The organism is Nonomuraea africana (assembly GCF_014873535.1).
Lineage (GTDB): Bacteria > Actinomycetota > Actinomycetes > Streptosporangiales > Streptosporangiaceae > Nonomuraea > Nonomuraea africana.
On the sequence record NZ_JADBEF010000001.1, the window covers coordinates 4949890 to 4966475 of the forward strand.

The following is a 16586-nucleotide window of genomic DNA, read 5'->3' on the forward strand; positions in this document are numbered from 1 at the left end:
CACCGCCCGGCCGGGCGGTGGGGATGACCATGGCACCGCGCGAGGCGGGCCTGCTCGTCGCCGGGAGCCGGGTCAGGCTCGGGCAACTCGGTGAGCGCAGGGCGCCGCAACCGGGAAGTCACGACTGGCGGGAAGCCTGCTGCCAGGAGGCGCGCAGGACGGCGGTGGCCACGGCGACCTGCCGGCTCCGCGACATCCTGGATCAGGTGGGCGACAAGTGGAGTCCGTCGGTGACGGCGAGATCGGGCGGATGACCCCGAGGGACGGGTGACGCCGAGGGTCGAGTGACCCGGAGGGGCGGGACCGCCGAAGGCCGCATGATCCCGAGGGGCGGGACCGCCGAAGGGAGAGCGGTGCGGGGGTGAAAACCCCACCCTCTCTCCCTATTTCTTGGGTTTGGGGCTGACCCCAAATAGTTGCAGAAACCCCCATAAATTGGGACTTGTCTTCATTGACAGGTGCATGACCCGGTGTCCAGAATGATCACCGCTTGGAACCCCAAGCGGACGTACATCAACTGTTGACACCCTCAGCGGTTGTCCGAGGAGCGCGCCGTTCTGACGAGGACCACTCCTTCCGTGCGAGGCGGGCCCACCCTTGTCGTCATCGGCACCGGCGGGCTCGCCCGTGGCCTGTGTTACGCCCTGGCCACCACCACCCGCATTCCCCTCGACGTCGTCGTCGTGGGCCGCCGCCAGGAGCGGGCCGCCGAGGTGTGCTACGTGGCCGCCACGCGCGCCGCGCTGGCGGGCGCGCCTGTGGCCTTCCATCCGAAGACGGCGGACCTGTCCAGTGACGATGCCCTGGCCGACCTGCTGTCCCGCCTCGCCCCTGACGGTCTCGTCCTCGCCGCCTCCAGTCAGTCCCCGTGGGAGCGCACGACCGCCCCCTCCGCCTGGACCTCGCTGGTGAAGCACGCCGGGTTCGGGCTGACCCTGCCCTTCCAGGCCGAACTGGCGCTGCGCGCAGGCAGGGCGCTGGCCGCCGTACGGCCGGCCGCCTGGTTCGTGAACGCCTGCTTCCCCGACGCGGTCAACCCGGTCCTCGCGGCCACCGGGGTGCCCGTGCTGTGCGGCGTCGGCAACGTCGGCCTGCTCGCCGCCAGCCTCCAGGCCGCGCTGGACCTGCCCGACCAGCGTCGGCTGCACGTGCTCGCCCATCACGCCCACCTGCACGCCCCGCACGGGCCCGACGAGCCTGACGGCGCCGACGAACCCGACGAGGCCATGGCCTGGCTGGACGGCGAGCCCGTCGCGGGGACCGGCAAGCTGCTGGCCGCCCAGCGCGCCGCCGACAGGGCCGAGCTCAACCACGTCACCGGCCTGTCTGCAGCCACGCTCGTGCTCGGCCTGCTGTCGGGAGCGCAGACGGACACCAGCCTCCCAGGACCGCTCGGCCTGCCGGGCGGCTACCCGGTACGGCTCACCGGCGCCCGGCTGGAGCTGCGCCTGCCCGCCGGGCTGGCCCTGGAGGACGCCGTCGCCTTCAACCAGCGGTGCGCGATCCGCGACGGCGTCGTGGTGGACGGCGAACGCGTCAGGTTCACCGGCCCCGCCCACGCGGAGCTGGACCTGCCGGCGGACTTCCACGTCGCCGAGCTCCATCAGATAACCGGCCAGCTCCACCAGCTCAGGGCCCAGCTGCGCGACCGTCCCCCATTTCTCTGAAGCCGAACGAGGTCCGTCAACGATGCCGAACTCCGTCCTGCCTGAATCCACGCCGCCCGCCGGCTCCGCGAATCTGCTGGTCGACTTCTACGACCGGATGCCGCGCGCGATCGCCGCCTGCGTCGACGACCCGGCCCCCGCCAAGGGCGGCTCCGCTTTCTCCCCCGGCTTCCTGCTGCCCGAACTGGACGCCGGAGTGCGGGACTACCTGTCCGTCGCCACCGCGAGCTGGCAGGGCCTCGGGACGTACGGCGGGCACCGGCTGTCCCTGCTCGACCTGACCGGCAACCCGGGCACCGGCACCACCAAGACGTTCGCCTCCCTGCTCATCGTGGCCAGGGCGGTGGAGTACATCCGCAGGCACGGCGAGCCGATCACGATCTTCTCGCCCACCTCGGCGAACAAGGGCACCGCCCTGCGCGACGCCGTGCTGCGCGCGATCGACGCCGGCCTGGTCGAGCCCGACCAGCTGCGCGTGATCGTGCTCGCTCCCGAGTCGTGCCTGGCCAAGCTCCGCTCCAGCCGCCTGTCCACCGACCCCGCCCTGCGGGAGCTGAACCCCGTCCTGGTCTACACCGGGCCGGAGGCCGAGGAGGTCAAGGCGATCGGCAGGCGGTTCGCCGACAAGTACACCGGCGACTTCGCGGCCATGGGCGAGAACCTGTGGTACTCGCTCGAGCTCGGCAACTACCTGGTCGCCGACACCGCCAGGGCGTTCTTCGAGCACGCGGTGGACCCGGCGGGCGAGCGCCCCCGCCTGCACGCGCACGCGGTCTCCAGTGCGTTCGGCCTGCTCGGCTACCACCGTGGGCGCGCGGTGCTCGAGGAGGACGGCCTCGCCGACGTCGCGACCCGGCCCGCCAGCCTGCTCGTGCAGCACCTCGGCACCCCCGACATGGTGCTCAACCTGCGCCACGGCGACTTCGACCGGGCCAACCTGCCCGTCTACTCCGCCGACGGACAGGGGATGTACGCGCAGTCGGCTGATCCGCGCTTCCCCCAGGTCACCTACGACCCCGACGAGGTGCTCGACCCGACCTTCTACACCCACAGGCCCGCCACGTCCCCCGCGATGAACGAGCTGATCGCTCGCTTCGGCGGCGACGGCATCGTGGTGTCCTTGGCCGAGTGCGTGGCCCGCTACCCGATGCTGCGCGAGATGCTCGCGGGGACCGGCTGCGCGCTGCCCGCCGACCTGCGGACGCTGCGGGAATGGTCGCTGGTGATGGCCATGACAGGCGTGCTGAACGCGGTCGACAGGGGTCTGGTGGAGGAGGGCCGCGACATCGTGGTCCACGGGTCGGGCTGCTACTCCGCCGCCGACTACCGGCCGCTCGAGCCCGACGCCATCACCCGCGTCGCCACGGTCGAGGACGTCGCAGGGGCGGTACTCGGCTGATGGACGGCGACGCGATCGCCGTCGTCGGGCTGGCCGGGCGGTTCCCCGGCGCGTCCGACGTGGCGACCCTCTGGCGGAACCTGCTGGACGGCCTGGACGCCGTGCACGACTACACCCCTGAGGAGCTGCGAGAGCTCGGGATCGGCGAGCGGCTGACCGGCGACCCCGCCTACGTCCCCGCCGGCGGACGGCTGGCGGGCGTGGCCGACTTCGACGCCGAGTTCTTCGGCGTCCCCTCCGCCGAGGCCGTGCAGATGGATCCGCAGCAGCGGCTCTTCCTGGAGCAGGCGTGGGTCGCGCTGGAGGACTCCGGCCACGACCCCGCCGGCTACGACGGGGTGGTCGGGGTGTTCGCGGGCTCGTCGATCAACCGCTATTTCCTCTTCCGCCAGTTCGGCGACCCCTCGGCGACCGACGCCTGGGAGTCGCTGCTCCTGCCGGGATCGGCCGCCGACTACCTGCCCGCCCAGGTGGCCTACCGGCTGGACCTGACCGGGCCCGCGGTGGCCGTGCAGACCGCCTGCTCCAGCTCGCTGGTCGCGGTCTGCATGGCCGCGCAGAGCCTCGTCGACTACCGGTGCGACCTGGCGCTGGCGGGCGGGGTGAGCGTCACCGAGCCCCGCTTCCTGCACACCGCGGGCGGGCTCGTCTCTCCCGACGGGCGCTGCAGGGCCTTCGACGCCGCGGGGCGGGGAGCGGCGTTCGGCAGCGGGGTCGCGGTGCTCGCGCTGAAGCGGCTGGAGGACGCGCGGCAGGACGGTGACCAGGTGCTGGCGGTCCTTCGCGGCTGGGCGGTCGGCAACGACGGCGCGGCCAGGGCCGGCTTCGCCGCCCCAGGGCTCGAAGGCCAGGCCACGGTCGTGGCGGAGGCGCTGGCCGGTGCGGGCTTATCCGCCGAGGACATCGGCTACGTCGAGGCGCACGGCAGCGGCACCCTCGTCGGTGACGCGATCGAGGTGACCGCTCTCACGCAGGCGTTCGGCCCGGGCCTCGCGCCCGGCTCGTGCGCGCTCGGCTCGGTCAAGACCAATCTCGGCAACCTGGACGCGGCGGCGGGCGCGGTGAGCCTGATCAAGGCGGTGCTCGCCGTACGCCATGGGGTTGTCCCCAGGAACCTGCACTTCGAAACACCGAACCCGGAGATCGACTTCGCCGCCTCGCCGTTCTTCGTGCCGGTCGGGAACCACCCGCTGCCCGAGGGGCGGCGTCGGGCCGGGGTCAGCTCCTTCGGCCTGGGCGGCACCAACGCACACGTGATCGTGGAGAGCGCGCCCGCCGAAGCCCCCCGCGACCCCTCCCGCGGCGAATGGCAGGTGCTGCCGGTGTCGGCGCGCACGCCGGAGGCGCTGCGTGAGGCGATGGTCAGGCTGGCCGACCACCTGGAGGCCGGCCCTGCGGACCACCCGGGGGCCGGGCCCGCGCCGCGGCTGGACGACGTGGCCCGCACTCTGACCGGGCGGCGGGCCTTCCCGCACCGGGCGGCGGTGGTCTGCCGCGAGCCGAAGGAGGCGGCGGCGCTGCTGCGCGCCGGCGCGGACGGCGGCCCTGGGGCGCAGGGCCTTCCCCTCACCTCCGCCGAGGGAGTGCACGACGAGCTGCGGAACCTGGCGGCCTCATGGCTGTCGGGAGCCGACGTCGACTGGCCGCAGCCGTCCGGCGCGCGCCGCGTGTCGCTGCCCGCCTATCCCTTCCAGCGTCGGCGTCACTGGATCGAGGCCCGGTCATGACCAACTGGTTCAGCACGCCCCATCAGCGGCCCGGTGCTCGCGCGCGGCTGTTCTGCCTGCCGTACGCGGGGGCGGGGGCCGCCGCCTTCCGCGGCTGGTCGGCCGCGGCGGGCCCCGACGTCGAGGTGCTCGCGGCGGTGCTGCCCGGCAGGGAGAGCCGGATCTGGGAGAGCGCCGCCTTCGACCTCGGCGAGCTGGCCACCGCGGTCGCCGACCGCGCCGACCGGCCGTACGCGATCTACGGCCACTCCATGGGCGGACGGCTCGGCTTCGAGCTCGTGCGCGAGCTGCGCAGGCGCGGCGCGCCGCTGCCGGCCAGGCTCTACCTCGGCGGCTGCCGCCCGCCCGATCTGGCCGACCCGCTGGCGGGTCTGTCGGCCGCGGACGACGACACGCTGCTCGCCCGGCTGTCCGCGCTCGGCGGCATGCCGTCGGAGCTGATGTCCGAGCCCGAGCTGCTCGAGCTGGTCCTGCCCGCGTTGCGGGCGGACTTCGGCTGGCTGGACGCCTACCGCTACCACGAGGACGAGCCGCTCCCTGTGCCGATCACGGCGTTCGCCGGGCGCGAGGACGCCGCGGTGCCCATCGAGGCCATGCGGCACTGGGCGACGCACACGGCGGCCGCCTTCGACCTGCTCGTCGAGCCGGGCGGCCACTTCTTCCTGCACGACAGCAGGGACCGCATCCTGGACACGGTCCGCGCCGACCTCGTGTCAGGCACGAGCGACCATCTGGTTCCCCTCGGGAGCACGGGCTGGTCGGTGTGGCGCGACGCCATCCTGCGCAGCACCGGCTTCCCCGCCGATGGGCTCGGCCTCTTCTCCGCCCCCGAGTGCGCCGCCGCCGCCGACGACCTGCTGGCCGGACGCGCCGACGCCGATCGGTTCGACAAGCTCTTCGGCCGGGCGCTGGCCGACGGCGCGGCGCACACGAGCGCGCTGGCCGCCGATCCGCTGCTGCGCGAGGCCGTCACGTGGCAGAACCGCAACGCGCTGATCACGCTGGACGCGCTCCTCCGCGGCGGCCCCGGTCAGTCGCGCAACCGCGACAGGCGCGCCCGCGAGCTGATGGTGGCCAAGTACTGGCAGCGCTACTGTGCCAAGAACGAGACGATCGGCTTCTTCGGCCCCGTCACCTGGACACGGATCGAACAGGACGGGCCCGCCGCCACCGTCGCGGTCGGCCCGCGCCTGGTCGGCAGGCGGCAGGTCTCCTTCGAGGACTGGGCCGTTCGCGCCTACGCCGCCCAGCTCGGGCAGGATCCCGCGTTCAGACGGCTGCTGCCCGTCGCGCTCCGACCCCACCTGACCCTGGAGGGGCGGCACCTGCTGCGTCCCGCCCACCCGCCCCTGGCACTGTCGGCCGCCGAGGCGGCCGTGCTGGCCCTGTGCGACGGGCGCCGCACCGCCGCCACCGTCGCCGCCGAGGTGGCGGGCCAGGCGGGCGTCCGCACGGAGACCGACGCCCTCCTGCTGCTCGGCCGCCTGGACGAGCGCGAGCTGCTGTCCTGGGGCGACGACCTGCCCCAGGGGCCGGACACCGAGGCACGGCTGCGCGCCCTGCTGACCGGCATCGCGACGGAGCACCCCTCGTTCGACCTGGGCGACGCGTTCGCCGGCCTCGACCGCCTCTGCGCCGCGAGGGACAGGGTCGCCGCGGCCGCGGGAGACGCCGACGCGCTGAAGGGCGCCCTGGACGCGCTCGACGAGGAGTTCACGGCGGTCACCGGGCTGCCCGCGCAGCGCAGAGCGGGACAGACCTACGCGGGACGCGGCCTGGTCTACGAGGACACCGTCCGCGACGCGGAGGTGCGGTTCGGCGGGCCGCTGCTCGAGGAGCTCGCCGAACCGCTGGCCCTGCTGCTGCGCGCGGCCCGCTGGCTGACCGCCGCGCTGGCGCGCGCCTACGGGGCCGCGCTGCGGGAGCTGTACGAGGAGCTGCGCGCGGAAGGGGCTCAGGTACGGCTGGCCGACGTGTGGTTCCTGGCCCAGGGACTGCTGTTCGGCTCGGGTCCGCGCCCGGTGGACGAGGTGGCCCGCGAGTTCGCCGAGCGCTGGGCCGCGCTGTTCGGCCTGGACGGCGAGCAGCCCGCGGACGGGCCCGCCGAGCTGCGGTTCGGCTCCGCCGACCTGGCGCGGGCGGTCGCCGAGACGTTCCCCGCCGACCGGCCCGGCTGGTCCTCCGGCCGCCTGCACAGCCCCGACCTGCAGATCTGCGCCGAGAGCGTGGAGGCCATCGAGCGGGGCGACTACCTGGTCGTGCTCGGCGAGATGCACGCCGCCTGGCCCACCTTCGACTGCGCGGTGTTCACGCGCGCCCACCCCGATCCCGAGTCGCTGCGCGACGCCATGGCCGCCGACCTCGGGCCGCACCGGATCCGGCCGCTCTACCCGGTCGACTGGCCGCGCTACACCGGCAGGGTGTCGCACAGCCTGGACGGCCCGACGGACCGGCAGCTCGGCTGGACCGCCGCGCCCGGCGCCGACCCCGACCGGCTGCTGCCGACGACCGCCGTGCTGGTCCTCGAGGAGGAGGACGAGCTGGTGGCGCAGGCCCCCGACGGGCGGCGGTGGCCGCTGCTGGAGATGTTCGCCTCGCTGGTGTCGATGCACGCGGTCGACGGCTTCAAGCTGACGGGCGCGGCCACCCACGGCCACACGCCGCGCGTCTCCATCGATCGCATGGTGGTCGCCAGGGAGACCTGGCGGACGACCGTCGGCGCGACCGGCCTGGCCTCGGCCAAGGGCGAGCGCGAGTGCTATCTGGCGGTCCGCGCCTGGCGTCGGGCGATGGGGCTTCCCGAGCGGGTGTTCGTCAAGCTGAGCACCGAGATCAAGCCGACGTACGTGGACCTGAGCAGCCCGCTCTACGCCTCGCTGCTGTGCGCGATGCTGCGCCGCGCGGGCGACGAGTCCGCGCGGCTCGTGGTGACCGAGATGCTGCCCGCTCCGGAGCAGGCGTGGCTGGCCGACGCCGAAGGCCGCCGCTACTTCACCGAGCTGCGCCTGCACGCGACCGACCCGGTACCGGCCTGGGGGACCTCATGAACATGCCGCACACCCTCCCCGCGCCCACCAGCCTGCCCGGCCTGCTCCTGGAGCAGGCCAGGCGCCGTCCCGAGGCGCCGGCCGTACGGCAGTGGGAGGAGACCCTGAGCTTCGCGGCTCTCGCGGGCGCGGCGCGCGGGCTGGCCGCCGAGCTGCGGGCGCGCGGGGTCCTGCCCGAGCACCGCGTGGGGGTGTGCCTGCGCCGCAGGCCCTCCATGGTCACCGGGGTGCTCGGCGTGCTGCTGTCCGGCGGCGCCTACGTGCCGCTCGACCCCGAGGGGCCCGCCGCGCGCAGGGCCGAGATCATCCGTGACGCCGGCATCGACGTCGTGGTGGCGGACGAGGAGACGGCCGCGCTGTTCGCCGACCCCGTCCTGGTGCCCCGCGCCGGGCACGCGCCCGGCACGGCGGACACGGAGCGGGACGACACGGAGCGGGACGACACGGAGCGGGACGACACGGAGCGGGACTGCCCCGCCCGGCCGGAGAACCTGGCCTACGTCCTCTACACCTCGGGATCCACCGGCCGTCCCAAGGGTGTGATGGTCAGCCACCACAGCCTGCTGTCCTACGCCCTCGCCTTCGGGCGGTTCACCGGCGCGGGCGAGGACACCAGGTCGTTCGGGTTCGCCGCCCTGGGCTTCGACGTCTCCGTCCTGGACATTCTCGTGCCGCTGGCGGCCGGCGGCTCCGTCCAGCTGGCGGGCGAGGCGGACCGGGCCGACCCGGTCAGGCTGCAGCGGTTCGCGGCCGAGCACGAGGTCACCTGGGGCTGCGTGCCCGTCGCGCTGCTGCCGCTGCTCGACCCCGCGGGGCTGCCCGCCTGGCGGACCGTGATCACGGGAGCCGAGGCGCCGGGACCCGAGCAGGTCGAGCGCTGGTCGGCCGACGGCCGCCGGTTCCTCAACTGCTACGGGCCGACCGAGGCGACGGTCTGCGTGACCGCGTTCGAGGCGGCGGGCCGCTGGGAGCGGCCGCTGCCGATCGGGAGGACGCTGGACGGCCACCGGGCGTACGTCGTCGGCGACGACCTGCGGCCCGTCGGGCCCGGCGTGCCCGGTGAGCTGCTGATCGGCGGGTTCGGGCTGGCCAGGGGCTACCTGGGCAGGCCCGCGCTGACGGCCGAGCGGTTCGTGCCCGATCCGTGGGGAGAGCCCGGCGAGCGGCTCTACCGCACCGGCGACCTGGTCGTCCGGCAGGACGACGGCGAACTGATGTTCCTGGGCAGGACCGACCGCCAGGTCAAGATCAGGGGTCAGCGCGTCGAGATCGGCGAGGTGGAGACCGCGCTGCGGGCCCATCACGAGGTCGCGCACGCCGTCGTCGAGGCCGTCGAGGGCCGGGACGGCACGCGGCTGGTGGCCTTCTGCGCTCCGGCAGGCTCCTCGGAGGAGGACCTGCTCGCCCACTGCGCCCAGCGGCTCCCTGCGGTGATGGTCCCCTCCCGCGTGGTCCTGCTCCCCAGCCTGCCGCTGCTCGCCTCGGGGAAGGTCGACGGCGAGGCGCTGCGCGCCCTCCTGCCCGAAGGGCCGGCGAGCGCGGGCCCGGCCCCGGAGACCACGCTCGAACGCCAGGTCGCGGCGGTGTGGGCGCGGGTGCTCGGCGTTCCCGTGGAGAAGGTCGGGATGGACGACGACTTCTTCGCCTCGGGCGGCCACTCCATCAGCGCGATGCGCCTGGTGTCGGCGATCAGGTCGGAGCTCGACCGGCCCGTGGCCGCCGAGGACGTGTTCGCGGGCCGTACGGTGGCCGGGCTCGTCGCCGCGATCGAGCGCTCGGCGCCGGGGGCCGACCCGCTCCCCCACGCCAGCCCGCCCACGCTCTCGGCCGCCCAGCACCGGCTGTGGTTCGTGGACAAGCTCGCGCCGGACAGCGCGGCCTACAACATCGCGCTGGCCGAGCGGCTGCGCGGCCCGCTCGACGTCGAGGCGCTGCGCGGGGCGCTCGCCTCGGTCGCCGCCAGGCACGAGGTGCTGCGCTGGCGGATACCGGACGCGCGCGGCGTGCCGTACGTGGAGGTGGATCCGCCGGGCGCGGTGCCGCTGCCGGTCGAGGACCTCAGCCACGACGACGGGCGGGAGGAGCGGCTGCGACAGGTGCTGGAGGCCGAGGCGTCCCACCGGTTCGACCTGGCCGAGGGCCCGCTGTGGCAGGCCAGGCTGGTACGGCTGGCGCCGCAGGAGCACGTGCTCGCGCTGACCTTCCACCACGCCGTCTTCGACGGCTGGTCCCAGCGCCCCTTCCTCGACGACCTGGCCCGCGCCTATCGCGACCCCGCGCTCGGTGAGACACCCGCGGGCTTCGCCGACTACGCCGTGTGGCGGGCCGCCAGGGACGCCCGGCGGGGGACGGCCGATCTCGCCTGGTGGAAGGCGCATCTGAGCGGCGTGCCCGCGACGCTCGAGCTGCCCGCCGACCGGCCGAGGCCCCCTGTGCAGACGTACACGGGCGCCCAGGCGAGCAGGACGCTGCCCGCCGCGGCCTCGGCGGCGGTCCGCGCGCTGGCCGCCACGCTCGGCACGACCGCGCCGACCGTGCTGCTCGCCGCCTTCGGGGAGGTCCTGCGGCGCGTGACGGGCCGCGACGACCTCGTGATCGGCACCCCGACCGCCGACCGGCGGCACGACGCCTTCCACGACCTGGTCGGCTTCTTCGTCGAGGTGGTGCCGCTGCGCCTGCGGATGGGGCGGGAGCAGAGCTTCGCCGCCAGGGTGCGCGACTGCGCGGAGGAGTTCCTGGCGGTGCTGGCCCGTCCGGGGGCGACGCTGGAGCGCATGGTGGAGGCGCTCGCCCTGCCGCGTGATCCGAGCAGGGCGCCGCTGGTGCAGGTGCTGTTCAACGTCTACAACTTCCCCGAGCCGCACCTGGACCTGCCCGGCGTCGCCGCCGAGCGGGTCGAGCCCGGCCTGGCGGGCTCGCCGTTCGATCTCACCGTCTACGTGGTCGACCGCGACGGCGGCTACGCCGTCGACTGCGTCTACAACCCTGACCTGTTCGCGGCCGAGCGGATCGAGGCGCTGCTCGCGGCCTACATGACGCTGCTGGAGGCGGCGGCGAAGGCCCCGGAGCGGCCGGTCGCCGAGCACCCGGTGCCCGGCCTGTCCGCCCTGGCGGCGGGGGTGAGCCAGGCTCCCGCGCCGCCCAGGGCCACGGGCGGCGGCGGCGCCGTGAGTCCCGTCACCGCGACCGAGCACCTGGTGGCAGGCGTCTGGCGCGAGGTGCTCGGACGGGCCGCCGTGGGCGCGACCGACAACTTCTTCGACGTGGGCGGCACCTCTCTGACCCTCGTCGTCGTGCAGGACAGGCTCGCCGAGCTGACCGGGCGGCGGCTCTCGGTGGTGGACCTGTTCCAGCACACGACCGTGCGCGCGCTCGCCGGGCATCTCGACGGCGACACGGGCCGGCCGATTCTCAACCGGGCCGACCAGCGGGCCGAGGCCCGCCGTCAGCGAACAGACCAACGCAGGAAGAGAGGGCGACAGTGACAGAGTTCGGCGCGGAGCCCATCGCGATCATCGGCATGAGCGCCAGGGTGCCGGGGGCCGGTGACCTGTCCCAGTTCTGGCGCAACCTGGTCGACGGCGTCGAGTCGGTGACCGTCTTCACCCGCGAGGAGCAGCTCGCCCAGGGCGTGACGGAGGCCGAGCTCGCCAACCCCTCCTTCGTGCCGGCCATGCACGTGCTGCAAGGCATGGAGGACTTCGACGCGGCCTTCTTCGGCATGACCGCCCGCGAAGCCGAGCTGGCCGACCCCCAGCAGCGCCTCTTCCTGGAGCAGTCGCACGCGGCCCTGGTGGACGCGGGCTACGACCCCGAACGCTACGACGGCGAGATCGGCGTGTACGGCGGCGCGGGCCCCAGCCAGTACCAGTGGCTGAACCTGCGGACCAATCCCAGGATCGCCAACGGCGCGGGCGATCTCGGCCTGTCGGTGGGCAACAACCCCGACTACGTCGCCACCACCGTCTCCTACCGCCTGAACCTGCGCGGGCCCAGCCTCACGGTCGCCACGGCCTGTTCGACCTCCCTCGTCGCCGTCCACCTGGCCTGCGAGGCACTGCGCGGCGGCGAGTGCGACATGGCGCTGGCCGGAGGCGTCTGCGTCGAGCTGCCGCATCACCGGGGCTACGCGGCCATGGACGGCTACACCTCCCCCAGCGGCCACGTGCGGCCCTTCGACGCGGGCGCCGACGGCACGATGTGGGGCAGTGGCGTGGGCGTCGTGACGCTGAAGCGGCTCGACGACGCGATCGCCGACGGCGACCAGATCAGGGCCGTCATCCTGGGCAACGCGATCAACAACGACGGCACGAGCAAGATCGGCTTCTCCGCGCCGAGCGTGCAGGGCCAAGCCGAGGTGATCGCCCAGGCGCTCGGCGTGGCAGGGGTGGACCCGCGCACGATCGGCTACGTCGAGGCCCACGGCACGGGCACCGCGCTCGGCGACCCGATCGAGCTCTCCGCCCTGACCGCGGTCTACGGCCGCGACCAGGAGGAGACAGGCTGGTGCGGCGTCGGCTCGGTGAAGTCGAACCTCGGTCACCTCAGCCAGGCCTCAGGAGTGGTCGGCCTGATCAAGACCGTGCTGTCGATGGAGCACGGGCTGATCCCGCCCAGCATCAACTACGAGCGGCCCAACCCCGCCATCGACTTCGACTCCAGCCCCTTCTACGTCGTCTCCAGTCTGACCAAGTGGGAGGGGCAGGGGCCGAAGCGGGCCGCGGTCAGCTCGTTCGGCATCGGCGGCACCAACGCGCACGTGGTGCTCCAGGAGGCGCCCCCGGTCGCGCCGGTGCCGCGCCCGCTGCGGCCGGAGCTGCTGCAGCTGTCGGCCCGCACCCCCGAGGCGCTGGAGACGATGCGGTCCGCGCTGGCCGAGCGCCTGGAGCGCGAGCCCGATCTGGCGCTCGCCGACGTGGCGTTCACGCTGCGGTCGGGCAGGAGGGCCTACCCCCACCGCCTGGCCGTCCTGGCCGACGACGCGCACGCGCTGAACGATCGCAAGCGATGCCACACCGGCACGGCCGCCGACGCCGCGCCCTCCGTGGCGTTCCTCTTCTCGGGGCAGGGCGCGCAGTACGCCGGGATGGGCGCGGCGCTGTACGCCGCCGAGCCGGTCTTCGCCGCGGCGGTCGACCGCTGCGCCGAACTGCTCCTGCCCGAGCTGGGCGAGGACATCAGGCCGCTGATCTTCGGCACCGACGACGAGCCGCTGCGCCAGACCCGCCTCGCCCAGCCCGCGCTGTTCACCGTCGAGTACGCGCTCGCCACGCTCTGGCAGGAGTGGGGCGTACGCCCCTCGGCCATGATCGGCCACTCCATCGGTGAGTACGTCGCCGCCACCCTGGCAGGCGTCTTCTCGCTGCCCGACGCGCTGCGGCTGGTGGCGGCGCGCGGCAGGCTGATGCAGTCGATGCCGCCCGGCTCGATGCTGGCCGTCCAGCGGGACGCCGGGTTCGTCGCGTCCGTGCTGCCCGAAGGCCTGTCCATCGCCACGGTCAACGGCCCCGGCACCTGCGTGGTGGCCGGTCCCGCCGAGGCGGTCGAGGCGTTCGCCGAGCGGTTGCGCGCCGACAAGGTGCGCTCCACGCCCCTGCGCACCTCGCACGCCTTCCACTCGGTGATGATGGAGCCGATTCTGGAGGAGTTCACCGCCCTGGTCGCCGCCGTGCCGCGGCGCGCGCCGGAGGCGGCGTTCCTGTCGAACGTGACCGGGCAGTGGATCACCGCCGAGCAGGCCGTCGACCCCGCCTACTGGGCGAGGCACCTGCGCGAGCCCGTGCTCTTCGGCGACTGCGTGGCGACCCTGCTCGCCGAAGGGTCGTGGGCGCTGCTGGAGTGCGGTCCCGGCAAGCAGCTGTCGAGCCTGGCGCGGATGCAGCTGCGCGGCGCGATCGCCGAGGGCGCCCTCGCTCCGATGGCCAGCCTGCCGGGCCCGTCGGAGCAGACCGGGGACCTGCCCACCCTGTACGGCTCCGCCGCCAGGCTGTGGGTCGCCGGCGTGCCCGTCGAGCTCGGCGGTGCGGGCAGGCGGGTGTCGCTGCCCGGCTACCCGTACGAGCGCAAGCGGCACTTCGTCGAGCCTGGAGCGGGCGCGCCGATGGCCGCGGCCGTGGCACCCGCGCGGACGATCGACGACTGGTTCGAGGTGCCGGTCTGGCACCAGGTGCCTGCCACGCCGGCCGGAGAGAGCGTCGAGAGGTGCGTGGCGTTCGTGGCCGGCCCGCGCGGCGCCCGCCTCTGCGCGGCACTGCGCGCGGCGGGCGCCGAGGTGGTCGAGGTCCGTCCGGGCGAGAGGTTCGCTCCGGCCGAGGGCGGCTACACGCTGCGCCCCGGCGCGCGGGACGACTACGACGCCCTGGTGGCGGCCCTGAGCGCGCCTGAGGGGAGCGAGCCGGGGCCGCTGCCGCGGGTGCTGCACGCGTGGGCGCTGGAGGGCGAACCCGCGGGCACCGACGTCGAGGCCGCCGAGCGCGCGCAGGAACACGGCCTGTTCAGCCTGCTGCTGCTGGTCCAGGCGCTGGCGGCGGCCCAGGTCGCCGAGGGCGTGCGGATCGACGTGCTGACCGAGGGCACCGAGGACGTGCTCGGCGGCGACCTGACCAGGCCGGAGCACGCGACCGTCGCGGGCATCACCAGGGTGGCGCCCCTGGAGATCGCCGGGCTTACCGTGGGCCATCTCGATCTCGACCGCGCCACACCTGACGCCGACGTGCTCGCCGAGCTGCGCCGTCCCGCGCGGGAGGAGGTCGTCGCGCTGCGCGCGGGCCGCCGCTGGCAGCGCCGCGTGGAGCCGGTCGCCGTGCCCGCGGGGCCCGTCACCGGGCTGCGGGAGGGCGGCCGCTACCTGATCACCGGTGGGATGGGCGGCATCGGCATCACGCTCGCCGAGGAGTTCGGCACCCGCTTCAGGGCCCGCCTCGTGCTGCTGGGCAGGACCGGCCTGCCGCCGCGCGAAGAGTGGGACAGGCCCGGCGACGGCCGTACCGCCAGGGCGGTCGCGGCGATCCGCCGCATCGAGGCGGCGGGCGGGCAGGTCACGATCACGGCCGCCGACGTCACCGACCCCGTACGGCTGCGCGCCGTCATGGCCGAGGTGGTCGCCGCGTACGGCGGGCTCGACGGCATCGTGCATGCGGCGGGGCTGCCCGGCGGCGGCATGGCCGAGGTCAAGGAGCTGGACCAGGCGCGGGCCGTCCTCGCGCCCAAGCTCGCGGGGACGCTCGCGCTCTGGCAGGCCTTCGACGGCCAGGACCTCGACTTCGTCGCGCTGTGCTCCTCGGTCACCTCGCTGACCGGTGGGTTCGGCCAGGTCGACTACTGCGCCGCCAACGCCTTCCTCGACGCCTACGCCAGGTCGGCGCGCGGACCGCGGGTGCTCTCGCTCAACTGGGGCGCGTGGCGCGAGGTCGGCATGGCCGCGGAGGCGCGCGGCGAGGCCGCCGCCGAGCCACTGGAGCATCCGGTGCTGCGCACCAGGAGCGGCCACCTGGCCAAGGGGCTGATCTCGGCCGAGACCCACTGGGTGCTCGACGAGCACCGGATCGGCCAGACCCCTGTCCTGCCCGCCACCGCCCAACTGGAGTGCGCGAGGGCGGCCTTCGCCGCCTGCGTCCCCGCGCCGGGAGAGGGCTACGCGGTCGAGCTGAGCGACGTGGTGTTCACCGAGCCGCTGGCGGTGCGCGAAGGCTCCCGCTCGGAGGTGGTCGTCTCGATCGGGGGCGACGGGCGCTTCGAAGTGGCCGCCGACGGCAGGACGCGCACCGCGGGAAGCGCCGCGTGGGTGCGGCCCGAGACGGCGGCGAAGGTCGATCCCGCGCTGCTGCGCGACCGCATGCGGCCTGCCGTACCGGCTGATGAGGGCGGGGCCGGTGAGGGCAGGGTCAGCGCGCTGACCTTCGGTCCGCACTGGCGCGAGCCCGAGCAGACGTGGCGCGGCGACGGCGAGGAGCTGGCGCTGGTGACGGCCACCCACCCGGGCGAGGAGGGACAGTGGGTGCTGCACCCCGCCCTGCTCGACGTGGCCACCTCGTTCAGCACCGCCAGGGGTAACGGCGCCTACCTGCCGCTGAGCTACGGCCGCCTGGTCGTCAGGGCGCCGCTGCCGGCCCGATTCCTCAGCCACCTGCGCCACCGCAGTTCCGGCGAGGAGATCGTGGCGGTGGACCTCACCCTGCTGGACGAGTCCGGCACCGTGCTGGCCGAGATCGAGGAGTTCACGCTGCGTCGCGTGGACCCCGGCGCGCTGGCGCTGAACGGCGGCGCCGCGGCGCCCACCGGCTCGGGCATCGGCCCCGCCGAGGGTGTGGAGGCCTTCCACCGGGTGCTCGCCGCCGGTCTCGGGCCGCAGGTGGTGATCAGCGCGACGGCGCTGGCCGAGGTGGCCGAGCGGGAGCGGCGGCCGGTCGAGGTGGCCGCCGCCGAGCCCGTCGAGCGCGACACCCCCTACCACGCGCCCGAGGGCGCGCTCGCGCTCACGCTCGCCCGGATCTGGGGCGAGGTCCTCGGCGTGGCCAACGTCGGCGCCGACGACGACTTCTTCGACCTGGGCGGCAACTCGCTGGTCGCCGTCCAGCTCATCGCCCAGGTGCGGGCGACGCTCGGGGTGAAGCTGCCGATGCGCACGCTGTTCGAGGCGCCCACCGTGGAGCAGATGGCCGCACGGGTCGAGCAGCTCACCGGTGGCCCCGGACTGGCCCCCGAGCCGGCCCCCGCCGCCATTCCGCGACTGTCCAGGAGGTAGGCA

The 16586-nt window shown here is 74.6% G+C and carries 7 protein-coding genes; all 7 read left to right on the forward strand.

Annotation, left to right across the window (positions count from 1 at the left end; all coding sequences use genetic code 11):
- Window positions 1-29 precede the first annotated feature (29 nt).
- Window positions 30-254 carry a hypothetical protein gene (locus tag H4W81_RS23400; protein WP_192776789.1) on the forward strand — a complete coding sequence of 75 codons (225 nt, stop codon included), beginning with the start codon at window positions 30-32 and terminating at the stop codon, window positions 252-254.
- Window positions 255-536: 282 nt separating this feature from the next.
- A complete protein-coding gene (locus H4W81_RS23405) occupies window positions 537-1667 on the forward strand; it encodes a potassium transporter TrkA (RefSeq protein ID WP_192776790.1) in 1131 nt (376 codons plus the stop codon).
- A gap of 22 nt (window positions 1668-1689) precedes the next feature.
- Window positions 1690-3066, forward strand: coding sequence for a DUF6002 family protein (locus H4W81_RS23410; RefSeq protein ID WP_225958750.1), 1377 nt, complete (start codon window positions 1690-1692; stop codon window positions 3064-3066).
- Window positions 3066-4793 (forward strand): beta-ketoacyl synthase N-terminal-like domain-containing protein, encoded by a 1728-nt coding sequence (locus tag H4W81_RS23415; RefSeq protein WP_192776791.1) that lies wholly within the window; start codon window positions 3066-3068, stop codon window positions 4791-4793. The genes H4W81_RS23410 and H4W81_RS23415 overlap by 1 nt, the downstream gene beginning before the upstream one ends.
- Window positions 4790-7840 (forward strand): lantibiotic dehydratase, encoded by a 3051-nt coding sequence (locus H4W81_RS23420; protein WP_192776792.1) that lies wholly within the window; start codon window positions 4790-4792, stop codon window positions 7838-7840. The genes H4W81_RS23415 and H4W81_RS23420 overlap by 4 nt, the downstream gene beginning before the upstream one ends.
- On the forward strand, window positions 7837-11325 hold the full coding sequence (locus tag H4W81_RS23425) for a non-ribosomal peptide synthetase (protein ID WP_192776793.1): 3489 nt from the start codon (window positions 7837-7839) through the stop codon (window positions 11323-11325). The genes H4W81_RS23420 and H4W81_RS23425 overlap by 4 nt, the downstream gene beginning before the upstream one ends.
- Complete coding sequence (locus tag H4W81_RS23430) at window positions 11322-16583, forward strand: type I polyketide synthase (protein WP_318781908.1); 5262 nt, start codon at window positions 11322-11324, stop codon at window positions 16581-16583. The genes H4W81_RS23425 and H4W81_RS23430 overlap by 4 nt, the downstream gene beginning before the upstream one ends.
- Window positions 16584-16586: the final 3 nt, after the last annotated feature.